Source organism: Collinsella bouchesdurhonensis (assembly GCF_900155365.1).
GTDB lineage: Bacteria > Actinomycetota > Coriobacteriia > Coriobacteriales > Coriobacteriaceae > Collinsella > Collinsella bouchesdurhonensis.
The window spans coordinates 409,847-435,909 of record NZ_LT699739.1 but is presented as its reverse complement, the minus strand read 5'-3'; the positions used below and the strand labels follow the sequence as shown (position 1 = coordinate 435,909).

Below are 26,063 nucleotides of genomic sequence, written 5' to 3'. Positions count from 1 at the left end.
TTGAGATATGGACTCGCCGTGAATTATCGGCGGGTCCTTTTGTTTTGCGCTGTCTTGTTTGGCCATTGCAAGCAGCCATGTTTGATTTGTGTTAGATGTTGCGATCTTTTTTATTTGAAGGAGCGGAATTTCCGCAGATACCGTTCGCCATTGTTTTCCCTGTTAAAAGCTCCTTTTTTCTAATCTGTGGTCAAATGCAATTAACTGAGGGGGGCATTATGGCAACAGACGCGCGTAAAATGTCGGAATCTGGCTACTATCACGCAATCGCTCGTGGCAATGGCCGTCAGCTGATTTTCGAGGACGATGATGACCGGCTTCTCCTGCTGCAAAAACTTGAGGAGGTTTTCGCGCAAAAGCATATCGTTGTTATCGCGTGGTGTCTGATGGGCAACCATTTTCATCTGGCGTTACTCGATCGAGAACAAGCATTGTCTGCTGCTTTTCAAGCGGTTCTCTCGTCATATGCGCGTATATACAATCGCAAGACGGGTCATTCTGGTCATCTTTTTGATGCGAGATTTTGGAGTGAGCCGATCAAAAGCGACGCACAGTTGCTCGAGACCGTGCGCTATATTCACGATAACCCGCAAAAAGCCGGTATTGAACCTTCCTGGTGTTATCGATGGAGCAGCTATGGCCAGTACGCGCGCGGTGAAGAAGGGCTTGCGGATACGACTGTGGTGCTTGATCTGATTGGCGGACCGCGCGGCTTTGTTGCCTTTACGAACAATATCTTGCCCATATGGGATCCTGCGGAGGAGGAACTGGAGGAGCTTCGCCATGACTTTCGTGTGGTAGAGGTCTTGACGGAACATGGCGTCGCAAGTCCCGCGAAGATAAAAGCCCTGCCAAAACCCGAGCGCGATGGCCTTTTGAGAGATTTAAGGGCGCGCGGCTTCAGCATACGTGAGCTGGAGCGATTGACGGGCATTGGCAGGGGCGTTATTCAGCGATTGTGAAGAACCGATGAAAATGTGACGAAATAAACCTGTCGACTTTTTGTCACATCGTCTAGGCAAGAGATCCCATGGGGTCCCAGGGGGCAAGCTCGATTGGGTCGCTCTCGAAGGCGGCGAGCTCTTCGGGCGTAAGGTATTTCTTGTCTACGACCACCTGGTAAACGTACTCGTCAAACCATGCGGCGGAGCCGATGTCATAGCCTTCGTGGCCGTGGTCTTCGCCCCAGCTGTTCTCAATGCGCCAAGAGGTTGGCTCGCCCGCCGCATCTAGGCTCACGCCCTGCAGAGTCATGGCATGCGTCATGAGCGATTCGCCGTATTGCAGGCGATCGCCCTTGTTGAGACCAGCCTCGATAGGCAGGCCGAAGAGCGCGTCCACATCGATCGAGGCGGGGTCGAGCAGACCGCGCTCGGAATCAAATCCCTGGTCCACGTCGGAGCCAAACCACACAGGCAGGCCATCGCGCATCTGCGCTACCGCCACGCGCTTGAGTGACTCGATGGGGAGGTTTACGTATCGCACGCCGCCATCTTCGGCGACATTTCCCAGGTATTTAACGGTGTAGGAGCGGTAATAAGGCTTGTCGGGCGTGGGTGCATTGATGATTGAGATATAGCTATCGAGGTCCATGTCCACGTACTCGCGGAAGAACTCCTGCGGCGTATAGGTTCCCGATGCCTTGAGTTCGCCCTTTTCATCGCGGATGCGGACGTCAAATGACGCAGGTGGCTCGCCCAGGCAGATCACAAGGGCGCGATAGACATCGGAGAGCATCTCGTTCTTAGTCGCCTGCAGCTCTTCTGTGGTTTGGCCAGCAGTTACCGCCTCGCGGAGTTTCTTTGCACATGCGCGCAGATAACGGGTGAGATATTTATCCAGGTCACGGGTATTGGAGGAGTTTGCCGTTTCCGGCATAGCCTCTTTGGGACACACGCCGTATTTTTTAACGAGTGAGCGGAACATGTCCCACTGGCCTCCGTCACACAGTGGGTCTGCTAGCAGGAAAGACACCTCGCGGCCGGCAAGGTCTTGATTGGCGGTGGCGATAATGTTTTCGAAGAACCAGTTGGCACGCTCGTATTTATCCCAGAAGAGGGGATAGGCCTGCGAAAGTTCAAAGGTCTTGATGCCAAGCTTTTTGATGATGCGGTAGCGCATGGTATTGAGGCTGGCGAACATCCAGCAGCGACCGGAGCGTTTTTGGTTGGTGATGTCGCCCTGCTTGAGCTGCACATCAAAGGTGGTCGAGGCGAGCGACGCTGCCTGTGGATTGTGTGCTGCAGCGCGGATGCCGCAGGAACTGGCCGCATTGCGTGCAATGACGGTAGCGCGGTCCTGCGCGATGCGGGCTGATGTTTCCCGGGTTATGGCGAGGTCTATGGCGTGCATGGTCATGTTTGTCTCCAATCAAATGCATGCGTTCCCGTGCGATGCGGCGCAACAGGAACGTGACGGCTGACCATTGCAAATATATTCCTGTTCTAGGGCGAAAGAAAGATGGCGACCGCCAGCCCGGTCGCTTTTTGTTCCGGATGCAATGGCGCGAGTATCTGTCGGCTGCGTCTGAATATGTAGGACTCGTGAAAATGTGACGAAATAAACCTGTCGACTTTTTGTCACGGGGAAGTGGGGGCGGGGAGCGGAGTCGGTATACTGGTGGGCGAAACGTACGAGGAAGGGAGATCGGTGGCGGATATCAGCGCATATGAGGATGTCGATCTTGAGGGAACGCGACTTTCGGGGCCTGCGTGTCGCGTGCTGTGCGCGCTTGAGGCGGCGGGTCTTGAGGCATGGGTCGTGGGCGGCTGGGTTCGCGATGCCCTCATGCATGCGCCTTCCCATGATGTCGATATGTGCTGCTCGGCTCCGTGGCAGCAAAGTAAGGCAGCGCTTGAGGCTGCGGGCATCGACGTGGTTGAGTCGGGTATCAAATTCGGCGGCATTACCGCCATCGCGGACGGCGAGCGCATTGAGGTCACCACGTATCGTCTTGACGGCTTCTATACCGATGGCCGCCATCCAGAGGAAGTAACCCGGGCTGAACGCGTTGAAGACGACCTTGCCCGCCGAGATTTCACCGTGAATGCTATGGCGTGGCACCCTGTTCGCGGGCTCCTCGACCTCTACGACGGCGTAGGCGATCTTGCACGCCGTGAAATTCGGGCGGTGGGGGAGCCGCGTCGTCGTTTTGAGGAAGACGCCCTTCGGATGCTTCGTGCCGTGCGCTTTGCTTGTCGTCTGGACTTTACCGTGGAGCCCGCCACGCGAAAGGCCCTGGCAGATTGCGCGCCTCTGCTCGATGCCGTCGCTCGTGAACGTGTTGGCGTGGAGTTGCAGGGCGTTCTCGCAACCGGGCTTGGGGGAGATGCTCTCGAACGCTATCCCAAGGTGATGTGTGCTGCCATTCCCGAGCTTGCGCCCTGCCGGGACTTTGACCAGTGCAGCATCTATCACGATTACGATGTTTACGACCATACCCACCGTGTGCTTACGGTGGCCTGCGTGCTCGCTCGTGCGCAGGACGATGGGGGCGCTCAGGCGGTTGCTATTTCACCTTCGCTTATGTGGGCGGCTTTTCTGCATGACATCGGAAAGCCTCAAACGTTTTTTAAGGACGAGGCAGGCCATGGCCATTTTTACGGCCATCCCGAGCTTGGTTCCACGATGGCTCAAAAGATTATGCATCGCCTGGCATTGCCAAACGATTTGATTCGCGACGCCTGTCTTCTCATCAAATATCATGACCGCCCGCTCGGGGCTGATCGAAAGAGCCTGTTGAAGATGATGAACCGCTTTGCGGCAGAGGGTGTGGACACCCCACGGCTCATGGATGAGCTGTTCGACCTTAAGCGTGCCGACGCGCTGGGCAAGTCTGCGCTTTGCTTTGAGTACGTGTGGGAAGTCGAGGACATGCGGGAGATGTTTCACAAGCTACTTGAGGCAGACGAGGCATATAGCGTAAAGACCTTGGCTATTTCGGGCCGCGACCTCATTGCCGCGGGGGTCGAACCGGGCCGCCGGATCGGTGAGTTGCTGGATCAGGCTCTCGTAGCGACGATGCAAGGTGGCGTTGCCAACCGTCGGGATGATTTGCTGCGCTATCTCGCGCGGACGGCCAGCATTTGCGCAGATGCTCCTACCTTGTCTCTTCATGATTCATCCATAAATTAGGACGATTTTAAATCACCCCTTGCGCAAAAGCCTCAGTATCCCGTAATATAACTTTCGCATTGAGGCAGCAATGCTTCGGCACATGGCCCGTTCGTCTAGCGGTTCAGGACGCCGCCCTCTCAAGGCGGAGATCACCGGTTCGAATCCGGTACGGGCTACCATCGATTGCTCAGGGCTCCTTCGGGAGTCTTTTTTGTTATACAGTCAGTTTGGCGTCTGGCTCCACAGCGGTTTTTTTGATCCTTCTCTTCGGTCGGATTTTAATTCAGCGAAAAAAAGTTTAAATTTTGGCTTGCGCGCTGTTGGCATCTGCCGTAATATACTTTCTTGCGCAACGGCAGCAGCCGAGCGCGACTGGATGCATCTTGGGATGTCGTCTAATGGCAGGACAGCGGATTCTGGTTCCGTCAATGGGGGTTCGACTCCCTCCATCCCAGCCAGTGCATCTTACATATTATGGCCCGTTCGTCTAGCGGTTTAGGACGCCGCCCTCTCAAGGCGGAGATCACCGGTTCGAATCCGGTACGGGCTACCATCGATTGCTCAGGGCTCCTTCGGGAGCCTTTTTCATATTGCTTGCTGTCGTAGTTGCCATTCTCTAGCGAATGCGTCAAAGTCATACCTTTCAAAAATGTGATGCAGGCTTGCATGGAAGTCTGGGGATAATGGCGCTCAGGACGTACAATGGAACACGTTCTACGTCTAATTAAAGGAGAGCCATGACGGGGCCCCTTAAGCACAAAACTTCTCATCCGCAGGTTGACGTTCAGGTTGCCGGCGGCGACGATACCAAAACCGCGCGTCGCGGTGCCATCTTCATCGGATTGGTCCTCATCGCCTATATCGTTTATTTGGTGGTTACGGGACAGATGGCGCAGTTTTGGGGCGCTATGGCGTCTGTGAAGGGCGGTTGGCTGTTCGTTGCCTGCTTCTTCATGTTCTTGTACCTGGTTTTCGGTATCCTTGCTTACGCGATTGCCGTGTGGCTTGATCCCAATTCGCCTGTGGGCATTCGCGATCTTATCTCCGTCGAGGCTTCGGGCATTTTCTTTGGCAATCTCACGCCCATGATGATGGGCTCCACGCCCGCGCAGATTTACCGTTTGACCAAGGCGGGGCAAAACGTGGGCGAGGCGGGTGCCACGCAGTTCACGCGATTTATCGTGTATCAATTTGGCCTCGTTGCCTGGGGCGCCATTCTGCTTTTGGCTCGGATGCCGTATTTTGCCGAGCATTATGGCGACATCACGCTGCTGTGCGTCTTCAGTTTTGGCGGCCACTGCCTCATCTTGCTTGGCATCTTTGCCGTGGCGCTCATGCCGGGTATGGTGACGCGTCTGGCACATTGGATTATCAACCTGCTTGAGCGAGTTGGCATGTCCAAGTCGAAGATTGAGGGATGGCGCGGCTTTGTCGACAGCGAGATCTACTCGTTCTCCGATAAGTTCAAGCTTTCTGCCGGGCATTTCTCTTCGATGGTGCTTACCGTCATCATCACCATGCTGCAGCTTGCTTTCTTCTATTTGGTGCCATATTTTTTGATGCTCGCCTTTGGTAAGCACGAGGTCGACTTTTTCTCGGTCATGGCGGCGAGCGCTTTTGTGCAGCTGCTTTCTTCTGCGGTTCCTCTGCCGGGCGGCACCGGTGGTGCCGAAGGCGGCTTCGCACTGTTTCTGGGCCATTTCTTTGGCTCTGCTGCAACAGCAGGATATCTTCTGTGGCGCCTTATCACGTTTATTGCTCCCACTATCCTGGCGGCGCCGCTTCTGGGTCTTAAAAGCGCTCACAACGCGAGCATTCATGCTCGCTGGGACCGTGTGCTGCGTCGCTTTGGTAAGGATTCATCTGGATCGGCCACATCCTCCTCATCCGGCTCTGCGCACAAGAAGGGTAAGAAGCGCAGCCATCCCTCGCATCATGAAGACGAGATTGCTGCTCCGCTGGCTTCTGTCGGGTCTCTTGAGGGAGCGTCCGCATCGTCTTCCCATCGCTCGAGCGTCAACGGCGCCGCGTCTTCGGGCCCTTCGCGCAAAAAGCCTGTTGCTCGAAGGACGGTGCGCCAGTCGGCAGATGGCATCACTGTGTCCCCATCTCAGTTCAAAAAGAAGCAAAAGAAGCCTCGCGCATAGGGGAGTGCCAGGGCAGCGGCCCATATCGTCAACACTTTAGATTTGTTAGGTAAAAACGCTCTCTCGGCATTGTGCCGGGAGAGCGTTTGTCTACCTATATGGAGGACTCGTGAAAATGTGACAAAATAAACCTGTCGACTTTTTGTCACATTATTGCTTGAGAGTGCGGCCCTGGGCGGCGAACTTGTGCATGTCGGACTCGGCCATGCCCTGAGTGCGATCGTTGCGGCGCTTGGTGTACAAGGGATCGTTCTCATCCGTCCACAGGCGGTCGGCAACGGGGCTCCAGGCCTCAGCTGCGGCCTTGGTCTTCTCACGCAGCTGCTCGGGCGTCTCTTGCTCTACGAGGTCCGTAGAGTGTGCGCCGGATTCCGCGACCATCTTCGGCAGGACATCGGGATTCTCGAGCATGGGGCACGGCTTGAGGTAGTTGTCGTTAAACGGCATATTCTCGTAGTACTTCATGAACAGGGGAGAGCGCAGCGCATCAAGAAGACTCATGTCATGGATGTTGGCGTTGGAGTAGTGGATAAACACGCAGGGCTCTACGTCGCCTGCGGCGTTGATATGCAGGTAGCGACGGCCGCCGGCAATGCATCCGCCCACGTACTCACCGTCGTTTTGGAAGTCGAGCGTGAACAGCGGCTTTTTCTCGCGCATCTCGCGTACGAAGTGATACATGCGCTCGCGTTGCTCGGGTGTGGGGATGAGGTCGGCTGTGGCGCCGCGTCCGACGGGCATGAAGTGGAAGTACCAGCAGAACAGCGCGCCCTCGTTAATCATCCAGTCGATGTTCTCCTCGGTGGCAACGGCATCTGCATTTGCTTTGGTCCAGCAGCATGAGATGCCAAAGGGCAGGTCATGCTCGCGCAAGAGCTTCATTGCGCGCTCGATCTTCTTATAGGTGCCCTCTCCGCGACGGGCGTCGGTGGTATGCTCGTTACCCTCGGCCGAGATGGCGGGAACAAAGTTGGCCACGCGAATCATGTCCTGACAGAACTGCTCGTCGATAAGCGTTGCGTTGGTAAAGCACAGGAACGCGCAATCGGGGTGTTTCTCGCAGATGCGGATAAGATCTGCCTTGCGCACCAGGGGCTCACCGCCGGTGTAGATGTACATATGCGTACCCAGCGCTTTGCCCTGAGTGACGATGGAGTCGATATCTTCAAAAGAGAGGTTTTGCCTGTGCCCGTATTCTGCTGCCCAGCAGCCCGTGCAATGCAGGTTGCATGCGCTTGTGGGGTCGAGGAGGATGGCCCAGGGGATATTGCACTGGTATTTATCGCGGTTTTGCTCCTGCTCGGGCCACGCCAGGATATTGCCGTCGACAATGAGGGTCTTGAGCAAGCGTGTGCGCATCTCGGGATTTAGCTTAAATGCGCGCATGATAAGGTCGTACCAGTTGCCGCGACTCTTGATGACGTTGGTGAACGCCTCGCGCTGAGTGGGGAAAACGTTATCCGGTACCAGCTTGTTGATGAGGTCCATGATCTTATCAACGTGCTTTACGGGGTCTTCGTCCAGATAGTCGATGAGCTTGTTGAGCGCAGCGCGCTCTGCGGTTTCCTTGAGTGCCATGTGTACCCTCCTGGTTGATATCGACGAGTGGTCGGGCGGTGCGGGGTCTCTCGGTCTTCGAGAGAAGCGGCTGGGGTCGTAGATGCGGTAACGAGTCGCTTGTGGACGACATCTGCGAAATTGCACCGCCTGACGCATTCGCTACAGGAATAGTACCCAAACGTGATATATTCAACAAACGTAGAAAAGTCTATTGTGTCTATTCAACAAAGGTATCTAGGTTCGTATCTTCTTCTACAAAAGGGGTTGTGATGGCCAATATTAAAACGGAAAAGGGCGTGCGCGTTGACCGTCGCGTTGTGCGCACGCGCAAGGCGATCCTTGCCGCGTTTGAGAAGCTTCTCGAGAAGAAGGACCTGAGCGAAATCACCATCAGCTCGATAGCGCGCGAGGCAGACATCGATCGAAAGACGTTTTACCTGCATTTTGGCAGTATCGATGGCCTGCTCGATGCTGTTGCCGAGGAATCGGTCGACTATATCGTCAATACGGTAGAGGAGGCTTTGAGCGGACACCAGGCCGAAAGCGCCAAAGACGTGCAAGTTGCCGCTGATACGTTTTTCGCAACGGTGAATCATGTGGTAAGTCAAAACATCGTCATCAATAAACGTCTGTTTGAGCTGTTGCCGCCCGAAGAGCTCATTACTCGTATTCGTAAGCCGCTCGAACGTGCGCTGCTCGACGGCAATTTGGTGCCGAGCGACTTGCCCGATGAACTCTTTGAGTACTATCTTTCGTTTTTGCTCAGCGGCATCGTAGGTATTTACCGAGCGTGGGTGCTTTCGGACGGATCGATTCCTATCGAGCAAGTTTCTGCCGTTGCAAATGATCTTACGCAGCACGGCTTGATGTCACTGGAGAAGCGCCTCGACGCCTAGGGCGGCGTTTAGGACGTTGCTGGATTACAAAAAACGGCGGACCCCATTTCAAGGGTCCGCCGTTTTTCTATTGACGTTTGAGCGTGTTACTAGTTGTGCACGACTACGCAGTCGCCGACATTGATCATGTCGTAGAGCTCTGCTGCTTTGGAGGGCGGAAGGTTGATGCATCCGTGGCTGCCCACGCTCAGGTAGGCATTGGGATTGGAGAAGCTTGAAGATGCTTGCCAGTTGGCGTCATGAAGGCCCACGGCACCGCCGATGAAGGACATCCAGTAATCAACGTAGGAGATGTAGATGGGCTCTCCGGTCTCTGGATCTTTTTTGCCGGTGAGCTTAACGTTGCGCTCCTTGTTGTTGATGGAGTAAATGCCGGTAGAGGACGCATTGCCCTCATTGGGATTGCCTGAAATGATGCCAGATTCCCACTTGAGATTGCCGTCTGCATCGTAGTAGCGCGCGTGCTGCTCGGAAAGGTCGACGTCGACATAGGCGCCCCAATCGGGCTGGCCCGCATCGGTGTATTTTGCAGCGGTCTGCTTGGTGGGGATGTCGATATCGCCCGTCTGCTTGTTGGCAACGGCGTCTTGGATCATCTGGGCGAGGGATGCCTCGTCGCTGATCCAGCCATAAGTGCCGCCGCCGATGGTGACTTGCTTGCCATCCGGGCGCGTGTAGGTGCGCTCGCTGCCGGCGGTATCGAGCTTGGTCACGGCGAGGTTGTGAATCCATTCGGCAAGCTGATCGTGGTTGAGCGTGGGCTTGAGTGAATCGTCGAAAGTGATCCACTTGCACATCTGGGCGCCGTTGAGCGTAGCCACGGTGGCTCCGCCCATCTTGAGATTCACGTTGACGCCGAGCAACTCATTTGCTGCGTCGCAGGCCTTTTGGAGCTGTTCGTCGGTGGCGCCTCCGGCGAGGGGCTCGTAGGCAGAATCATCAAGGGAGCAGGTGGACTGAGCATGCTCGATGGCTTCCGTTGCCGCCTTTGTTACCGTATCGGCATTTATGCGCTGGCTCGAACGCGCCTTTTCGACGGTGAACTTGCCGGCATCGGCGTCATAGGCGCCGGCGGCATCGAAGGTGCCGGGTCGGTCTTGGTTGAAGGCATCGATGGCAGCGGAGAGCTCCTGGTTAAAGGCGTCCTTGTCGTAGGTTGCCTTGATTGTCTCGTCGAGAGAGGCGAGGTTTTCCTTGGCGTTACCCATGGCGAGCGATCGGATGAGCTTGACGGGCCAGAGGAAGGCTGAATCTCCCGCTAGAACGGCTTGTGCCTCGGCTTTAGCGTCGATGGAGAATGTCCCTTTGGCAGGCGTAAAGGTCCAGTCCATGCCGCAGCCGGTGAGGTGCATCGAGTAGTTTGCAAGTGAGGATTCGATTCGCTCCGCAGCAGTGTTTGCTGTGGCAAGAGACACATCCACGCCGGCAATCGACGTATTGGGATAGTAGATATTGGAGAAGGCGATGACGCCGGCGATATAGGCTACGACAACGACGCCTCCCACGATGGCGGCTGCGATCTTGCCATGCTTACGGTTCTTGGGCTCTCGGGGTGCAGAATCGCCTGCATTTGAAGCGGCCTTGGAAGGAGCCATATGAGTGGGCGCGCGGTGTGCGCCAGCAGGCTGCTGGGCGCGCGTGCTTGCCGAACGGGTGCGAGCTGCCTGTGGGACAGGGGGCATGATTCTGGTGGAGTTGGGCGTCACGGGCTGAGGCGGGGTTACGCCACCGTTCCCGGATTGTGCATCAAATGCCATCGGGTCTTTCCTCGATTTGATTGAAAACTTGCCATCTAGCAAAGGCGATTATACCTATTCGATCTTGAATAGGATGCACGACATGGAGTTTTCACCACTTTTTGAGGAGCATTTGAGGTGCGGAAACGGCGGCGTTGTAAAACGCTAGGCGCAGATGCCGCAGCGGGCACATGCCGAGAGCGCGGAGGGCGCCTGGGCAATGCCGCCGCGTGCGGTCTCGCGAAGGCTTGCGGGCAGGGCATGGCCTACGCTGAGCATGACTTTTGCCATCTCGTCAAAGGGGACAAGGCTGGCTATGCCGGAAAGTGCGAGCTGTGCGGAGGAGAATGCGGCTGCCACTCCAATGGCGTTTCGTATTTGGCAGGGTACTTCCACGAGTCCGCCCACCGGGTCGCATACGAGGCCCAAGAGGTTGGAGAGTGCCAAAGAGGAAGCGTGGAGTGCCTGCTCGGGCGTGCCGCCCATCATCTGGACGAGTGCCGCTGCCGCCATGGCGGCAGCGCTTCCGACCTCGGCTTGGCAACCGCCTTCGGCTCCTGCTACGCAGGCTGAGGTCGTAAGGTTGAGTCCGATGGCTGCCGCGCAGAAGAGCGCCTCTATGATGGTCTCGTCGCTGGCGTCAAGATGCTCGGCCAGTGCCAAGACGCATCCAGGGACGATGCCGGAGGAGCCTGCCGTAGGCGCTGCGACGATGACGCCCATGGATGCGCTTCGCTCGAGCACCGCCATGGCTTTGGCGGTCGCGGCGGTTTGGACCTCGCCCAAAAGGGAGAGACGCGTTGTTTCCGAAGCCGTTGCTACGCGTTGCGCTTCGCCGCCCAGGAATCCGCCAAGAGAGGGCGTGGGGTTCGCGAGGGGCGCGCTGGTCTCCTCGCGCATGACGTCGAGGGTGCGCGCCATGGAGGCACGGGCGCGCTCCTCGCCGATGAGGCGATGTTCGCGTAGCTCCATGACGGCGCCAATGCTCATCTTGCGCTCGCGGCAGGCATCGAGAAGTTGGGCGCCGTCATCAAAGAGCTCGGGTGTCGAGACGCCGGGGGAGAGCGAAGAGGCAGATCCGGGCAGCTCGATAAAGGTTGCAAAGTCTACGTGATCGAGATTTTTGAGTACGGGGAGCACCTCGCCACAGGCGGCTCCGTCGGTCTCGAAGACGGAGTACGCCTGACCGCCCTGCTCGGTGCGGTATGTGCGGCAAAAGGCGATGTTGACATGCGCATAGGCGAGCAAGTTGGTGAGGGCGGCAAGCACGCCCGGAAGGTCGCGATGGGCTACGAACAAGGTGCTGTACATGCCGGAGATATCGACGCCCACGCCGTTGATGCGACTGATGCGCATCTTGCCTCCGCCGAGGCTTTCGCCGCGCACCTGCATGGACTCGCCGCGGGCGTTTTTCATATCGATATCGACGGTGTTGGGATGGATGGAGCCGTCGTCGCCGGCAACGACGAAGGCGTAGCTGAGCCCACGAGCGTGTGCGATGTCGAAGGCGTCGCGGATGCGCTCATCATCGGTATCGAGGCCCAAGATGCCGGCCACGAGGGCACGGTCTGTACCGTGGCCTCGGTAGGTGTGGGCAAAGCTGTTCCAAAGCGTGAAGGTCACGTCGGTGACGTCTCCGTCGACAAGTGAGGCGGCGACCTGCGCGCAGCGCAATGCACCAGCGGTGTGGGAAGACGAGGGGCCCACCATGATGGGGCCGAGGACCTCGAATGCTGAGGTTGTGGCAAGTGTTTGCGGGGTTCCAGACATGAGGGCTCCTAACTGCGAGGCTGGCGGTTGGCATGCCGAGTTTCGGCTCGGTCAGGTCCTGCGCAAGACGAAGCGTCCACTGGACGCTTCTTTGCGTGCGGAATCTACCGAAACTCGGCATGCCAAGCGCCTCTAGGATAGGGCATTCGCGTCCCTACGGCTAAGCGGGAGGGAAAAGAAGTGTGCGCTTCGCGCACGTTTTGAGGCCGTTCGTGCGGAATCTAGCGAAATCAAACGGCACGGCACCCGGAAGAGCTGGCTACTAGAATAGGGCATTCGCGTCCCTACGGCTAAGCGGGGAGAAAGGAAGTGTGCGCTTCGCGCGCGTTTGAGATAGGAAAAGAGCCCGGCGGTGGACCGAGCTCTTTTGAAAGACTGTATTCGTGTGACTGCAGGGGACTTACAAAGCCATCGTCTTGGCGCGGGCGATGCGGGCCATGCAGTCTTCGCGGCCGATGAGCGCCATGGTGTCCGAAAGCGGGGGGCTCACCAGGTTGCCGCAGATCGCCACGCGAACGGCCTGAAAGACGATGCGCTTCTTGAGGTCGAGCTTTTCGGGCAACGGCTCCAGGGCGGCATCGATGGCCGCAGGCGTCCACTCAACGTCGGCGAGTGCCGCTTCGGCCTCATCGAGAATGGCGGCCATACCCTCTTTGGCGAGACCTTTGGCCACGGACTTCTCGTCGTACTCGAGCGTCTCGGCAGTGGCGAAGATGGGGGAGGCTACCGTAACGACATCTGCCGGGAACTTGGTACGCGGCTTTGCGATGGCGGCAAGCGCATCGATCCAAGCCTCATCGTACTCAAGGTTGCCTTCGATCAAGCCGGCCTCATGTAGCTCCGGAACCATGATCTTATCGGCGAACTCCTTGTCGGTCATGGTGCGAATGTACTCCGCTTGGATCCAGTCGAGCTTCTTGGGATCGAACGTAGCCGGGTTCTTGGACACGTGATCGAGCGAGAATTTGGAGGCAAGCACGTCGCGGGGAACGATGGTCGTTTCGCCATCGAGGGACCAGCCGAGCAGAGCCAGGTAATTGACGAAGGCATCGGACAGGTAGCCCTGGTCGCGGTACTCCTCCACGGAGGTGGCGCCATGGCGCTTGGAGAGTTTCTTGCCGTCAGCGCCCAAAATCATGGAGATGTGCGCGAACGTGGGCACGGGGGCTCCGAGTGCCTCGTAGACCATAACCTGGCGCGGCGTGTTGGAAAGGTGGTCGTCGCCGCGGATGACGTGGGTGATGCCCATCATGGCATCGTCGACAACGGTCGCGAAGTTGTACGTGGGGGTGCCGTCGGAGCGGAAGATGACGAAGTCGTCGAGCTCGCGGGCGTTAAACGTAACCTCACCGTGGACGGCATCGTGAATCACTACGTCGCCGCGGTCCTCGGGGACCTTGATGCGCAAGACATACGGCTCGCCGGCGTCGATGCGGGCGCGAGCCTCTGCGGGGTCGATATTGCGGCAGGTGCGCTGGTAACCCTGGAACGGGTCCTTGCGCGCCTGGGCGGCAGCACGATCTTCGGCGAGCTTTTCGGGGGTGCAGAAGCACGGATAGGCACGGCCCTCGTCCCAAAGCTTTTGGGCAGCGGCACGATACAGGTCCAGGCGCTCAGTCTGAGCATAGGGGCCGTGCTCGCCGCCGACTTCCGGACCCTCGTCCCAGTCAAGACCCAGCCAGCGCATGGCACGCAAAATGATCTGAGTGTTTTCGTCGGTAGAACGGGTGGGGTCGGTATCGTCGATGCGCAGGATGAAGGTGCCGCCATTGGCGCGGGCAAATGCCCAATTGTAGATGGCGGTACGAGCGCCGCCGATGTGCAGCTTGCCGGTGGGCGACGGTGCGAAGCGGACGCGAACGTCTGAGCTCATGGATGCTCCTTGCATAGATAGGTTCAACTGTTTGACCCATGCATTATAGAGCACAAGCGGGCGCGAACGTTATACGGAGCGCGGTATCGGCGTAAATGACGGATATCAACACTCGTTGGAGGCGCGAGAGGCCCTAAAGCGTCTCACGCTCTGACTTCTGTTGCTGTTCGGCGGTCGGTCTTGCCGCTACACCATTAGCGTGATGAGTGGGATGGTCAAAATCGATGCCACGATGGTCACGAAGTTCGCCTGCATCATCGGTTTGGGGTCAACTCCGTATAGGAGGCTGAACAGCACGCCGTTGCTGGCGGCGGGCATGGCGCTTCCCACCACGAGCACGCCTTGTGCCAGCGGATCGGTGACGAAGCCGCCCAAGATGAGGAGAATCGCGCACGGAACGAGAATCAAGCGCGCGGCTCCTGCCACATAGGCGCGCCAGTTTCCAAGCATCTCGCGTGCGTTATAGCTCGCGAGGGTGGAGCCGAGCATGAGGAGCACCGCCGGCGTGGTGAAGTTGCCGATTGTCGTCAAACCGTCTCCAAGGATCCCAAGGTCATGTATGCCCAACAAGACAAGGGCGAGCAAGATGAAGCTTGCGAAAAACGTTGGATTCGCTGCGTCGTGGACAAGCTCGCGCAGGCGTTCGCCAAGCGTGTGGTTGCGCTGCTCTTGCGCGTCGTGGGCGCCGGCTTTTACCATAGCTGCCCCGATACTGAAATTGAACAGGTTGAAGGGGATGTTGGCGATTGCGGCGTAGAGCACGGCTTGCGGCCCGAAGATGGCGGAAAGCGCAGGATAGCCGATAAAGCCCACGTTGCCAAAGGTGATGGAGAAGTGCCAGGCGCTGCGCTCGGTTGCGGGCGTGCGCATGAGCGCGGTGACCATGAACGCGATGATTGCCGCGATGGCATAGCCGACGATGGAAGCGGCGAGAAGCGTGAGGAGAACGGGTGTTTCTGGCAGGGTCTCGTTTGCGCCCACGGAGGCGACGACCATGCAGGGCAAGGTGATGTTCATGACGAGTCGCGTGAGGGCGGTATTCATCTTTTGGTCGAGAAATCCCGCGCGTGCGGCAACGATGCCGCCAACGATGGGGATACACAAGGTGAGCATCTGCAAAAAGATGGTCATGAAGGTCATGGGCTAGCCTTTGATGGTTGTGGTGGTTCGCAAGGTAAAACAGCGTGTGATTCTACCACGGGAGGGCCTTGGCGCAGCACGGGGCCACTCACGAATTATTCGGTGCAAATGGCACAACTGGCGGGAGCGTTAATGACCCGGGAGGACTACACTTGATTGCGTTTAATAGGCAGCGGAGTAGAATGTCTGCCTACACATATGCTCGACGGAATGGTAACGGTCGTCGGGCGCGTTATTGAAAGGGGCATGCCATGCCAGCTACTAATCGTTCCACCTCCGATCGCGGCAACTTCGTGTTCACATCAGAATCTGTGACCGAGGGACATCCCGACAAGATCGCAGACCAGGTGTCCGACGCCATTCTCGACGCCATTCTTGCCAAGGAGGCCGCGTTGCAGGCCCAAGGCTACGTGGCGCCCAACGGCGTACCCGCCAACGTTGACAACGTCCGTTGCGCATGCGAGACACTCGTGACTACCGGAACCGTGATCGTTGCCGGCGAGATTCGCACGCAGGCTTATGTTGACGTGCAGCAGATCGCACGCGACACCATTCGCCGCATCGGCTATGACCGCGCGAAGTACGGCTTTGACTGCGATACGTGCGGTGTCATGAGCCTTATCCACGAGCAGAGCCCCGATATCGCTCAGGGCGTGGACGAATCCTACGAGACCCAGACCGGTGTCACCACCGACCCGATCGACCTGATCGGTGCAGGTGACCAGGGCATGATGTTCGGTTACGCTTCAAACGAGACCTCGACGTTGATGCCCATGCCGCATTACCTGGCGAGCCGCCTGGCGGAGCGTCTGGCCGAAGTTCGCCATGACGGCACTTTGGATTACCTGCGTCCCGATGGCAAAACTCAGGTCACCGTCCGCTACGAGGACGGCAAGCCCGCGGGCGTGGACACTATCGTCGTTTCCACGCAGCACGCTGCCGAGATCGAGGATATGGGCATCATCAAGAACGACATGATCAAGCACGTGATTGCCCCCGTTATGGATGCCGAGGGCATCGATTGGCGCGATGCCGACATCTACGTTAACCCCACCGGTCGTTTTGTCGTTGGTGGCCCGATGGGCGACACCGGCCTTACCGGCCGCAAGATCATCGTCGATACCTATGGCGGCATGGGCCGTCATGGCGGCGGTGCCTTCTCGGGCAAGGATTGCACCAAGGTCGACCGTTCTGCTGCCTATGCCGCACGCTGGGTTGCCAAGAACGTGGTTGCTGCTGGTCTTGCCGATCGCTGCGAGATCGAGCTTGCCTACGCCATTGGCGTTTCTAAGCCGCTCTCCGTTATGGTCGATACCTTTGGTACCGCCCATGTGGATGAAGATCGCATCGTCGAGGCCATCAACAAGACGTTTGACCTGCGGCCCGGTGCTATCATCCGCGACCTCGATCTGCGTCGTCCGATTTACGAGAAGACCGCTGCTTATGGGCACTTTGGTCGCAACGATCCAGACTTTACGTGGGAGAAGACAGATCGCGTCGATGAACTTCGCGCGCTGTGCGGCATGAGCGCGTAGCCTGGGTTAGAATTGAGGCATGAACAAGCAGCCCTCGCTCTTTCCCCAATTGGATAGTAAGCCGAAGGAGGCGCCTGCTCTCGCGGGCGCCTCTTCCTTATCTGCCGCCCCGTGTGCCTACGTGCGCGTGGTGGTTGATATTCCCTCACGTGCGCTTTCGGAGCCGTTTACCTATGGCGTGCCAGAAGAACTGGGAGCTACGGCGCTTGTTGGCGCTACGGCGCTTGTGCCCTTTGGGCCCCGTATGGCCCTGGGCTACATCTGCGAGCGCATGGACAGCTTGCCTTTGAGCGGGGAGGGCTCCGTGCCCCATCCTTCGCGCATCAAGTGCATTCGCGATATCTTGGCTGCGCCTGCTTTTACCGAGCAGTCTGCACGCATCGCCTTTTGGATGGCGCGTGAGTATGTGGCTTCGGTTTCCGAGTGCCTGCGGCTCTTTTTGCCTCCCGGTGGGACGCCTCGTCTTGTGCGCGACGCCAAAGGGTCCTATCGCGTGGAGGCGCCTGCCACGTCCGAAGCGCACGAGCGATGGGTGTCCCTTACCGAAGAAGGCCGCTCTTTTGAGCCGGCCGCACGGGCCGTACGCCAGCGACAGGTGCTCGACGCTCTGGCCTGCGGGCCGGTGACCACGCGCGAGCTGCGCGTTCTCTATACCGACATGTCCGCCACGGTGCGCGCCCTCGAGCGTCGCGGCGTGGTGCGTGTCGAAGAACGTCGCGCATGGCGCGGATGCGAGGATGCGACGACGTTGTCTTCTGCCAATGGTGCGGCGCCCGTTGCGCTCACGGCAGGGCAGCAAGAGGCGCTCGAAGCCATCGAGCATGCGCGCGATGATGCGGCCGGTCGTGTGGTTGTTGTCGATGGCGTGACCGGTTCGGGCAAGACCGAGGTGTACCTTTCTGCCATCGAGCGGGTGCTTGAGGATGGCAAGTCGGCGTTTGTTCTTGTCCCCGAGATTTCGCTTACCGCTCAGACCGTGGGACGCTTTCGCTCGCGCTTTGGCTCGCGAGTCGCGGTCTTTCATTCGCGTCTTTCGGCTGGCGAGCGCCGCGATCAGTGGGATATGGTTGCAGCTGGGACCGCCCGCGTGGTGGTGGGTGCGCGCTCGGCGCTGTTTTGCCCCCTGCGCAATCCCGGGATCATCATCATCGATGAGGAGCATGAGCAATCTTATAAGCAAGGGTCTTCGCCGCGCTATCACGCGCGCGAGGTGGCGGCGCATATGGCTTCGGTCTATGGGTGCCCTCTCGTGCTTGGTTCTGCAACGCCTAGTTCGGAGGCTCTTGCCCGCTGCCGTGCAGGGGAGTATGCGGGCCAGCGTTGGCTGCGTGTTTGCATGCCCGAGCGACCCGGTGCCGCGCGTTTGCCCGAAGTTACCATATGCGACTTGCGCCGTGAGTTTATTGGCGGGAGTCGCTCGATGTTTTCCAAGGAGCTTCGAGAGGCGCTCCTGGGCGTGGCGGAGCGTAGGGAGAAGGCTGTCCTTTTGCATAATCGCCGAGGATTCGCTCCCTTTTTGATGTGCCGGGAATGCGGTTGCGTGCCAACTTGCAAGCATTGCTCGACGGCGCTTACCTATCATGAGCGCACGCATACCCTTGAGTGCCACACCTGCGGTGCTACGTATCGCGTGCGTCCCTATCCTGCTGTGGGTTCCGCTTGTCCTAAGTGCGGAAGTCGATATCTTGCGAAGATGGGGCTGGGCACCCAGCAGGTGGAGGATGCTCTTATCCAGCTGCTGCCCAACGACGTTGAGGTCATTCGCATGGATGCCGATTCGACTCGCGGCAAGGATGCCCACAAGGAGCTGCTCGAGCGCTTTGACGCCGCAGAGTGTGCGGTTCTTCTTGGTACGCAGATGATTGCGAAGGGACTCGACTTTCCCGAGGTAACGCTCGCCGCCGTGGTGAATGCCGACTATGCTCTTAAGATGCCCGACTTTCGCGCATCCGAGCGCGCTTTTGACCTATACGAACAGCTCGCGGGCCGTGCGGGCAGGGGAGAGCAAGCGGGTCGCGTGATTATCCAGACCTATTTGCCGGACGATCCGGTGATTCGCGCCGTGGCGACGCATGACCGTTCCATATTCACTGAGAGCGACCTTGCCCAGCGTGAGGAGGCGGCCTATCCGCCTTTTGTGAGGCTGACCAATGTCGTGGTTTGGGGTGCCGACGAGCGCGCCTGCCGGCGTTATATCGAGGAGCTTGCAGCGGCTGTCCGTGCTCAAATGGGTATTGACAACCCGACGTCTGCTATCGGTCTCACGCCGCTATCCGAAGATGAGGGGCTCGAACCCCCATCCTCCCCGGTTTTGCTTGGTCCCGTTCCCTGCGTAATTGAGCGTGCAAAAGACCGATTTAGGTTCCACTTTATATGTAAGACCCCGGTGGGGTACCATGTTTCAGACTGTATACGTGCCGCACTTGCGAGCGTCGGTTCCCGCGAGGGCATCAGCTTGAGTGTCGATGTGGATGCATACGACCTGATGTAGATGCGGGGCCGCACAAATTAGAAAGGAGCGATGGCGTCAATGGAGATAAACGGCATCGTGATATCGCCCGACCCTCGTCTTCGCCAGGAGTGCGCCGAGATCACCGAGATTGGGCCGGAGATCGAGCGCCTGGCCGAGCGCATGAAGCAGATGATGTTTGACAACGGCGGCTGCGGCCTTGCTGCTCCGCAGATTGGCGAGCTTATTCAGCTCGTGGTTATCGATACCGACTATACGGGCGCCGATGACTACGACCCTTATGTGCTTATCAATCCCGTTATCGTGGAGCAGTCGGACACGCTTGCACCTTATAACGAGGGCTGCTTGTCCATTCCGGGTATTAACTGCGAGATTTCTCGTCCCGATCACGTGGTTGTCGAGGCATATGACCTCGACGCGAACCTCATGCGCTATGAGGCGGCAGGCGATCTGATGTGCGTGTGTCTGCAGCACGAGATCGACCATCTCCATGGCAAGACGATGTTCGAGCGTTTGGCTCCCGGCAAAAGGATTGCCGCCCTCCATGATTATCAGGAGGCGCGCGCTCGCGGTGCCAGGCCTGGCGAGACGGAGTAGTAGCTGGAAAGGAGCGCACGAATGCGCGTTGTATTCATGGGCACGCCGGATTTTGCCGTGCCGTCCCTGCGTGAGCTTGCTTCGCGCTTCGAGGTGGTCTTGGTGCTTACGCGCCCCGACGCCGTGCGCAGCCGCGGAAAGAAGCTCGAGCCCTCTCCCGTAAAAGCTGCGGCTCTTGAGCTCGATATCCCCGTGATGGAAGCCACGCGCATCACCCCGGAGGTCATGGATCGTTTGCATGAGGCCGATGCCGATATCTTCTGCGTTGCCGCCTACGGCTGCATCCTGCCCGATGAGGTTTTGCATATGGCACCGCTCGGTATCGTGAACGTGCATGCGTCGCTGCTGCCGCGCTGGCGCGGTGCTGCCCCCATTCAGCGTGCGATTCTGGCTGGCGACGAGCGTGCCGGCATTTCCATCATGCGTATCGGCCATGGTGTCGATACCGGCGCCTACTGCGCTCAGGCGAGCTGCTCGGTGGCGGGCAAGACTGCCGACGAGCTTACCGCCGAGCTGGCACAGCTGGGCGCAGATCTTCTGTGCGATACTCTTCCGGCCCTTGCCGATGAGACTGCGGTGTGGACAGAGCAAGACGAGTCCCTTGTCACTCACGCTCAGAAGATCTCTAAGGCCGAGATGCGTTTGGACCCGCAGGAAAGCGTTCTTGTCAACCTGCGCCGCGTGCTCGCCTCTTCTGATGCGGCCCCTGCGCGCTGCATTGCTGCCGGGAAGCCCGTGCGCATTATGCGTGCCGAAGGCACGGATGGGGCTGCTCCCGTTTGTGCCGCGGGTGAGCTTATTTGCCAGGGTAAGCGTGTCTATATCGGTTGCTCGGATGGCGTGCTCGAGGTCATGTCCGTTAAGCCCGATGGCAAGCGTCAGATGGATGCGAGCGCTTGGGCGGCGGGGCTGCATGGCGATGGCCTTGCCTGGGAGATGCTCTCGTGACCAAGCTTTCACCTGCGCGTCGCCGCGCGTTGAGTGCGCTCATGGAGGCCCAGGATGGTCGGGGCTTTGTCCGCGACATCCTGGCGGCTTCTACAGGAACGTTGTCCGATGCGCGCGACGAGGCATTTGCTTTGACCCTTGCCTTGGGCGTGACCGCCACCGTGGGTGCGCTTGACGAGGCGCTTGATCGCTATATTGCCAAGCCTTCTAAGGTTTCTGCTCGTGTGCGCATGGCCCTGCGCATCCCTGCGTTTGAGATGCTCTATCTCGATACTCCGGGGCATGTTGCGGTGAGTCAGGGCGTTGAACTCGTGCGTTCGCAAGCACGCTCTGCGGCGGGCCTTGCGAACGCGGTGCTTCGTCGCGTCGACGAGGGGCGCGCTGCGTTTTTTGCGGCCACGGATATTTCCGATGGCGAGCGCGAGCTCACTGCCCGCGCTCGTCGCCAGGGAATTCCCGCTTGGCTTGCTTGCATGCTCGACGCTTCCCTTGCGCACCGTGGCTTTGGCGGAAAATCGCTTTGCCTCAATGGCATTGCCGCCCCAACCTGCGCTTGTATGTGTCCCGATGCTGTTTGTTCCGGCGATGTGTCGGACTGTCTTGAGCCTTCTGTGCTTGGGGGCTCTTATCTGGTGGGGTCTCCCGCGGTCGTTGCCGCGTCGAGTGATCTGGCTCAGGGCAAACTGGTGATTTCCGATCTTAATGCCCAGCTCATTGCTGCCTCAGCCGTGCGTCCTGGCTCATGTTTGGAGATCGGGGCCGGGCGCGGTATCAAGACGTATGTCATGGCATGCCGTGCGAATCGATTCGGGCTGCGCGGGCGTCATGTTGCCGTAGATCTTTCTGCGGCAAAATGCGAAATCAATCGCCTGCGCCTGGAGCAAGCCGGTCTTGCCAAGGGAATCGAATTTGCGCCGGGTGATGGTTGTAATCTTGATGCGACGCTTGCACGCATCGATGTTGCAGGCGAGCGCACCTTGTTCGATACGGTCTTTTTGGATGCGCCCTGTTCGGGTACGGGCACCATGCGCCGGCATCCCGAGATTCCCTGGCGTTTGGTTTCAAGCGATGCCGAGGACGGTCTTCCCAAGTTGCAACTGCAGCTATTGCAGGAGGCTTCGCGTCGTGTGAAGCCTGGAGGCGAGTTGATCTATGCCACCTGTTCGGTACTCGAGGAAGAAAACGAGCAGGTAATCGATGCGTTTTTGCAATCGGAGCAGGGACGTGCATTCAAGCTTGCCCCGCTGCACGAAGCCGATCCCTTCAAAGACGAGACTGAGGCTATGGCATATATTTGCGAGCGAGAGGACATGCGTGGGCTCTTCCAGTCCACCCCTCTTTCGCCCACAGACTTCGATGGCCATTTCTGCGCCCGCCTCATCTATCAAATATGACAAAAGTCCACGGGTTTGTTTTGCCATGTTTTTCTGTCAACGCCCTGTCAACGCGAAGCGCCCAGCAGTCTGAATAAACTGCCGGGCGCTTTTAGCTGCATAGCGATGGACGCTTAGTTGTTATGGGGGCAATCGGCGCAGGAATGCGTCTCACTTGATGCGCCCGACGTCGCCGAGGTGCTCGAAGAGCCACCGCGCTGGTCGGTGTTATAGAAGCCTGAGCCTTCGAATTTAATGCCACTTGCGTTAAAGACGCGCTCGGTGGCGCCGCCACACTCGGGGCATACGATGTCCGGGTGCTCTGTCATACCATGCTCGACCTCAAAGACTTTGCCGCATGAGCCGCAGCGATAGTCGTACCGTGCCATGAAACTCTCCTCTTAAGGTATACGATGTAAGCAACGTTGCCTACTGTACCCGAATCTGCCCTGATTTGTTCTTAAAACTCAACAAGCCTATTTCTGTCACATAAGAGCTCGTCCGCAACGCACCGCAACTTCTTTCATGCGCTCAATCGAGGCCTCGAGTTCTTTTTCGGTTGCCTGCCAAGACCAATTGCCGCCGGTGGTCCCGGGAACATTCATGCGAGCATCATCGCCCAAGAGCATCACGTCTTGGAGCGTAAGCATAACAAGAGGACTGCTGCTTTTGAATGCACGTTCGATCATGTCGAGGGCGGTTTGTTGAAGCTCCGGATCGTTTTCGCTTGCGTTTGCAAACCAGCGAGATTTCACCCAGCCCATGAGTGTTGAGGTGTCATGGGTTGAGGTGTAAACCACGTTTGCCGGATTGTCGGGCATTGAGAAACGGGGATCATCGTCGCTAAACTCAAGTACATCCATACCGGGGAAGCCGCACTGCACTTTGAGCGCGCGCACGGCGGGTGTGAGATACCCCAGGTCCTCGGCTATGAAGGGCAGGGGTCCCAGCTTTTCGTGAATGTGTTCGAACAGTTCCAGACCGGGACCGGGAATCCATCGGCCTGCGGAACCGGTCATCCCGGCAGGGATGGAGAAGTACGACTGGAAGCCAAGGAAGTGGTCCAGGCGCACCTCGTCATAAAGATCGAGAGAACGGCGCAGACGCTCAGTCCACCATACGTAGCCGTCGTCGTGCATATGGCGCCAACGGAACGTGGGGTTTCCCCAAACTTGTCCTGTCTCGGAGAAGCGGTCGGGTGGAGTGCCGGCGATTTCTGCCGGCAATCCCGCTGCATCGAGTTGGAACATCTCCGGTTCGCTCCAGGTATCGGCAGAATCGTCCGAGACGTACATGGGGATATCGCCGATGATGCGAATACCGCGCTCGTTGGCGTAGCGTTTAAGCTCGCGCCACTCGCAGTCAAAACGATATTGCGCGAAGGTATGGAAGCGTGCGCGTTCTCGATAGGCAGGGTCGTCGAGAATCGCGATATCGTAGCGCGAAAGCTTTTCTTCCCAGGTATGTCGGGATGCTCCGTCGTGCACATCTTTCACTGCTGCGAATGCGCAGTAGGGGTCGAGCCAGGTGCTTGCGCGCTCGGCGAAAGCGCGAAAATCAGCTTGGTGTTCGCCATCGCTTGCGATGAATGCGCGATATTGCTTTTGAAGCGCGGCGCAGTCTTCCTCCAAGAGGTCGATATTGCCTGCAAAGGCAGAAGGGCCAGCGTAGGGAGAACGATGTTCATCGGTTGGGTTGAGAGGCAGAACCTGCCAATACGATGCTCCCATTTCCTGTAGATGATCGACAAAGCGACGTGCTGGAGCGCCCAGGGTACCGGGCTTGCCCTCACAGGGGATGGAAGTGACGTGGCACATCACGCCCCAACCGTGGCAAAGCGGCTTTTGCAGGCGCTCGCGCGAATGAAAATAGACAGCAGCACTGCCCAGGGGGTACAGCGTTACCGTCGTCATGCCATCGACATCTGCGCGGAGGGTGTGCCCAGAAATGAGGTCGGTCGCGGCTTCTCCCATAAACGGAATGCGCACCGTATGCGTGTTGCAGGAATCGCGATTGATGAGCATGCTCACGTGCTCGTTGTGAGCGCCGTGCCTCGTGTACATGAGGACGTCGGCATCGAGAGCTCGAGCCTCAATCGATGCGGTTCCAAGTAGCGGCATAGACCGGCGAAGAGAGGCGGCGTTTTTAATCATAGCCTGGAAATCCAGGTCTTCATGTCCCCATGGGTAGGTTGAGCGGTTGCCGGGGTCTGTGGCGCCTTGCAGGCCTGCTTCATCGCCGTAATAAATGCACGGTACGCCCGGATAGGTCATCTGCATGAGCGTGGCGAGCCAGAATCGGCCCTTGGCAAGACCGAGCTTGTCGCCTGACAGACGCCATGTTGCCCGCTCGTTTTCGGGAATGCCATCCGGATTGTCCATCCCGCCTAAAACCGAGATGATGCGTGCGCGGTCATGGCTGCTCAGAAGGTTGAGCGAGCAGCGCAAGGCCTCCGCAGGATAGTTCTCGCTTTGCGACTCGATCGTCTCGGCGGCACGGTAGGCGTCGATGCCCTCAGCGCCGGTAAGAAAGCCGATCACCATGTCGCGGAACGGATAGTTCATGGCCGCATCGAGCTCATCGCCCAGCAGGTAGCGACGAAGATTGCCATAGCTGATCTTATTCGAAGCGTCTTCCCAGACTTCACCCAGTACGAGCGCGTCGGGCTTTTCGGTAGTCGCCGCTCGCTTGATTTCGGCGATAAAACCATCGGTAAGCTCGTCTGCCACATCCAGGCGCCAGCCGTCGGCACCCATGCGTAGCCAGTGGCGAATCACGCCGTCTTTTCCCAGCAATAGCTCACGAACGGCGGGGGAGTTTTCGTTGAGCGCCGGCATGTTGGTTACGCCCCACCAGCACTCGTAGGTCCCGTCTTCGTTGAAGTTGAAGGCGTCTCTCCAGGGTGAAGTTCCACCTTGCCAGGCGCCAGGAGCGGGATAGTTCTCGTAACGGTTGAAATAGATTGAGTCGTCGCCCGTATGGTTAAAGACGCCATCGAGAATGATGCCGATGCCATGCTCGTGTGCTGCTTGGCATAGGTCGCGAAAGTCTCCGTCGGTTCCCAGCATCGGATCGATATGCAGATAGTTTGCCGTGTCGTATCGATGATTGCTCACAGCTTCGAAAATGGGGTTGAGGTAGATTGCCGTAATGCCCATTTCGCTCAAGTGGGGGAGTTTTTCTTCGATGCCCTTGAGCGATCCGCCGTAGAAGTCCCATGAGGTAATGGAGCCGTCGGGGTTTCTGCTATAGGTGGGGGGTGTGGACCAATCCTCTATGAGGTGCTTGGTGCTGCCGCGTCGGGGCTTTGCGCATTCGGTTGCAGTTCGCTCGCGCCAGGCAGCGTCGCGCGCAAAGCGGTCCGGGAAGATTTGATAGGCAATGCCATTTTCATACCATGCAGGGCGCTGGCGGCGCGGCTGATACACCGTGAGCTGGAACGAGGGAACTTCTGTGTAGTCATAGACAACGCCCTCGCCGCCCTGGGCGCCCGCCGGGGCTCCGATGCGCACTTCGGTGCCGTCGGCCTGGCAAATGATGAACGAGTACCAGACGATAGCCGGTGTGTCCCTGGTAAACGTTGTCGAGAACATGCCGTTTTCGCCACGATCCATGGCAATGAGCGTTTCGCCTTCGCCATCGATCCAGATGCGCAGCGTGCATGTTGTTTCTTGAGCTTGGCAGCTATCGACCTGGCAGCTCAGGCGCACTGTCGTGTTGCAGGGGACTGCTCCAAAGGGGCTTCTAAATTGAGGGGAACGGGAGTTGTGTCGGAAAGTCATCGACGGTTATTCCTTTGATGGATGTATAAAAAGCACTGTACAAGTTTACAAGAATCCAAAAGAAAATACGGGATGTTGCAGCTTAACTGCCACAACATCCCGTATCAGCGCTTGATACCT

General features: G+C 58.2%; 17 protein-coding genes and 3 tRNA genes. 12 read left to right on the top strand and 8 right to left on the bottom strand.

The window, feature by feature from the left end; genetic code table 11:
* Nucleotides 1-95 precede the first annotated feature (95 nt).
* A complete protein-coding gene (locus BQ9843_RS03960; protein ID WP_230205576.1) occupies nucleotides 96-962 on the top strand; it encodes a transposase in 867 nt (288 codons plus the stop codon).
* Between the two features lie 52 nt (nucleotides 963-1,014).
* Here the strand turns inward: BQ9843_RS03960 and BQ9843_RS03955 are convergent, their stop codons facing one another.
* Nucleotides 1,015-2,358 (bottom strand): C1 family peptidase, encoded by a 1,344-nt coding sequence (locus BQ9843_RS03955; RefSeq protein WP_143327616.1) that lies wholly within the window; start codon nucleotides 2,356-2,358, stop codon nucleotides 1,015-1,017.
* A 291-nt stretch (nucleotides 2,359-2,649) separates the two neighbouring features.
* Here BQ9843_RS03955 and BQ9843_RS03950 point away from each other — a divergent pair, with 291 nt between their 5' ends.
* The 5 genes from BQ9843_RS03950 to BQ9843_RS03930 all read left to right on the top strand — a co-directional run bounded on the left by BQ9843_RS03950 (nucleotide 2,650) and on the right by BQ9843_RS03930 (nucleotide 6,263).
* A complete protein-coding gene (locus BQ9843_RS03950; protein WP_326844824.1) occupies nucleotides 2,650-4,134 on the top strand; it encodes a CCA tRNA nucleotidyltransferase in 1,485 nt (494 codons plus the stop codon).
* Between the two features lie 84 nt (nucleotides 4,135-4,218).
* Nucleotides 4,219-4,295, top strand: a tRNA-Glu gene (locus BQ9843_RS03945).
* Nucleotides 4,296-4,500: 205 nt separating this feature from the next.
* A tRNA-Gln gene (locus tag BQ9843_RS03940) sits at nucleotides 4,501-4,574 on the top strand.
* A gap of 18 nt (nucleotides 4,575-4,592) precedes the next feature.
* Nucleotides 4,593-4,669: transfer RNA gene (locus BQ9843_RS03935), tRNA-Glu, on the top strand.
* Between the two features lie 184 nt (nucleotides 4,670-4,853).
* Nucleotides 4,854-6,263, top strand: coding sequence for a lysylphosphatidylglycerol synthase transmembrane domain-containing protein (locus tag BQ9843_RS03930; protein ID WP_075843953.1), 1,410 nt, complete (start codon nucleotides 4,854-4,856; stop codon nucleotides 6,261-6,263).
* A gap of 150 nt (nucleotides 6,264-6,413) precedes the next feature.
* Here BQ9843_RS03930 and BQ9843_RS03925 read toward each other — a convergent pair whose 3' ends face one another.
* Nucleotides 6,414-7,841: a radical SAM protein gene (locus BQ9843_RS03925; protein ID WP_075843952.1), complete on the bottom strand. Its 1,428-nt coding sequence runs from the start codon at nucleotides 7,839-7,841 to the stop codon at nucleotides 6,414-6,416.
* 251 nt (nucleotides 7,842-8,092) lie between these two features.
* Here BQ9843_RS03925 and BQ9843_RS03920 point away from each other — a divergent pair, with 251 nt between their 5' ends.
* The gene (locus BQ9843_RS03920) at nucleotides 8,093-8,719 is read left to right on the top strand and encodes a TetR/AcrR family transcriptional regulator (protein WP_075843951.1); all 627 of its coding nucleotides are present in this window, start codon (nucleotides 8,093-8,095) and stop codon (nucleotides 8,717-8,719) included.
* A gap of 89 nt (nucleotides 8,720-8,808) precedes the next feature.
* Here BQ9843_RS03920 and BQ9843_RS03915 read toward each other — a convergent pair whose 3' ends face one another.
* The 4 genes from BQ9843_RS03915 to BQ9843_RS03900 all read right to left on the bottom strand — a co-directional run bounded on the left by BQ9843_RS03915 (nucleotide 8,809) and on the right by BQ9843_RS03900 (nucleotide 15,238).
* Entirely contained in the window at nucleotides 8,809-10,476 is a 1,668-nt protein-coding gene (locus BQ9843_RS03915) for a L,D-transpeptidase family protein (RefSeq protein WP_083647905.1), read from the bottom strand.
* 144 nt (nucleotides 10,477-10,620) lie between these two features.
* Nucleotides 10,621-12,225 carry an L-serine ammonia-lyase, iron-sulfur-dependent, subunit alpha gene (sdaAA, locus tag BQ9843_RS03910; RefSeq protein ID WP_075843950.1) on the bottom strand — a complete coding sequence of 535 codons (1,605 nt, stop codon included), beginning with the start codon at nucleotides 12,223-12,225 and terminating at the stop codon, nucleotides 10,621-10,623.
* Between the two features lie 400 nt (nucleotides 12,226-12,625).
* Nucleotides 12,626-14,098 carry a glutamate--tRNA ligase gene (gene gltX, locus BQ9843_RS03905; RefSeq protein WP_075843949.1) on the bottom strand — a complete coding sequence of 491 codons (1,473 nt, stop codon included), beginning with the start codon at nucleotides 14,096-14,098 and terminating at the stop codon, nucleotides 12,626-12,628.
* 186 nt (nucleotides 14,099-14,284) lie between these two features.
* A complete protein-coding gene (locus tag BQ9843_RS03900; RefSeq protein ID WP_075843948.1) occupies nucleotides 14,285-15,238 on the bottom strand; it encodes an AEC family transporter in 954 nt (317 codons plus the stop codon).
* Nucleotides 15,239-15,489: 251 nt separating this feature from the next.
* On the opposite strand from BQ9843_RS03900, the gene metK reads away from it, so the two are divergent.
* The 5 genes from metK to BQ9843_RS03875 are packed head-to-tail and all read left to right on the top strand — an operon-like array spanning nucleotide 15,490 to nucleotide 22,182.
* Complete coding sequence (metK, locus tag BQ9843_RS03895) at nucleotides 15,490-16,773, top strand: methionine adenosyltransferase (RefSeq protein WP_022386596.1); 1,284 nt, start codon at nucleotides 15,490-15,492, stop codon at nucleotides 16,771-16,773.
* 19 nt (nucleotides 16,774-16,792) lie between these two features.
* The gene (priA, locus tag BQ9843_RS03890; protein ID WP_075843947.1) at nucleotides 16,793-19,264 is read left to right on the top strand and encodes a replication restart helicase PriA; all 2,472 of its coding nucleotides are present in this window, start codon (nucleotides 16,793-16,795) and stop codon (nucleotides 19,262-19,264) included.
* Between the two features lie 39 nt (nucleotides 19,265-19,303).
* Nucleotides 19,304-19,840 carry a peptide deformylase gene (gene def, locus BQ9843_RS03885; protein WP_022386598.1) on the top strand — a complete coding sequence of 179 codons (537 nt, stop codon included), beginning with the start codon at nucleotides 19,304-19,306 and terminating at the stop codon, nucleotides 19,838-19,840.
* A gap of 21 nt (nucleotides 19,841-19,861) precedes the next feature.
* Nucleotides 19,862-20,788 (top strand): methionyl-tRNA formyltransferase, encoded by a 927-nt coding sequence (fmt, locus tag BQ9843_RS03880; RefSeq protein ID WP_075843946.1) that lies wholly within the window; start codon nucleotides 19,862-19,864, stop codon nucleotides 20,786-20,788.
* Nucleotides 20,785-22,182: a transcription antitermination factor NusB gene (locus tag BQ9843_RS03875; protein ID WP_230205575.1), complete on the top strand. Its 1,398-nt coding sequence runs from the start codon at nucleotides 20,785-20,787 to the stop codon at nucleotides 22,180-22,182. The genes fmt and BQ9843_RS03875 overlap by 4 nt, the downstream gene beginning before the upstream one ends.
* 113 nt (nucleotides 22,183-22,295) lie before the next feature.
* Here BQ9843_RS03875 and BQ9843_RS03870 read toward each other — a convergent pair whose 3' ends face one another.
* Complete coding sequence (locus BQ9843_RS03870) at nucleotides 22,296-22,550, bottom strand: FmdB family zinc ribbon protein (RefSeq protein WP_075843945.1); 255 nt, start codon at nucleotides 22,548-22,550, stop codon at nucleotides 22,296-22,298.
* Between the two features lie 96 nt (nucleotides 22,551-22,646).
* Nucleotides 22,647-25,943, bottom strand: a complete 3,297-nt coding sequence (locus tag BQ9843_RS03865; protein WP_075843944.1) for a 4-alpha-glucanotransferase — start codon at nucleotides 25,941-25,943, stop codon at nucleotides 22,647-22,649.
* Nucleotides 25,944-26,063 lie beyond the last annotated feature (120 nt).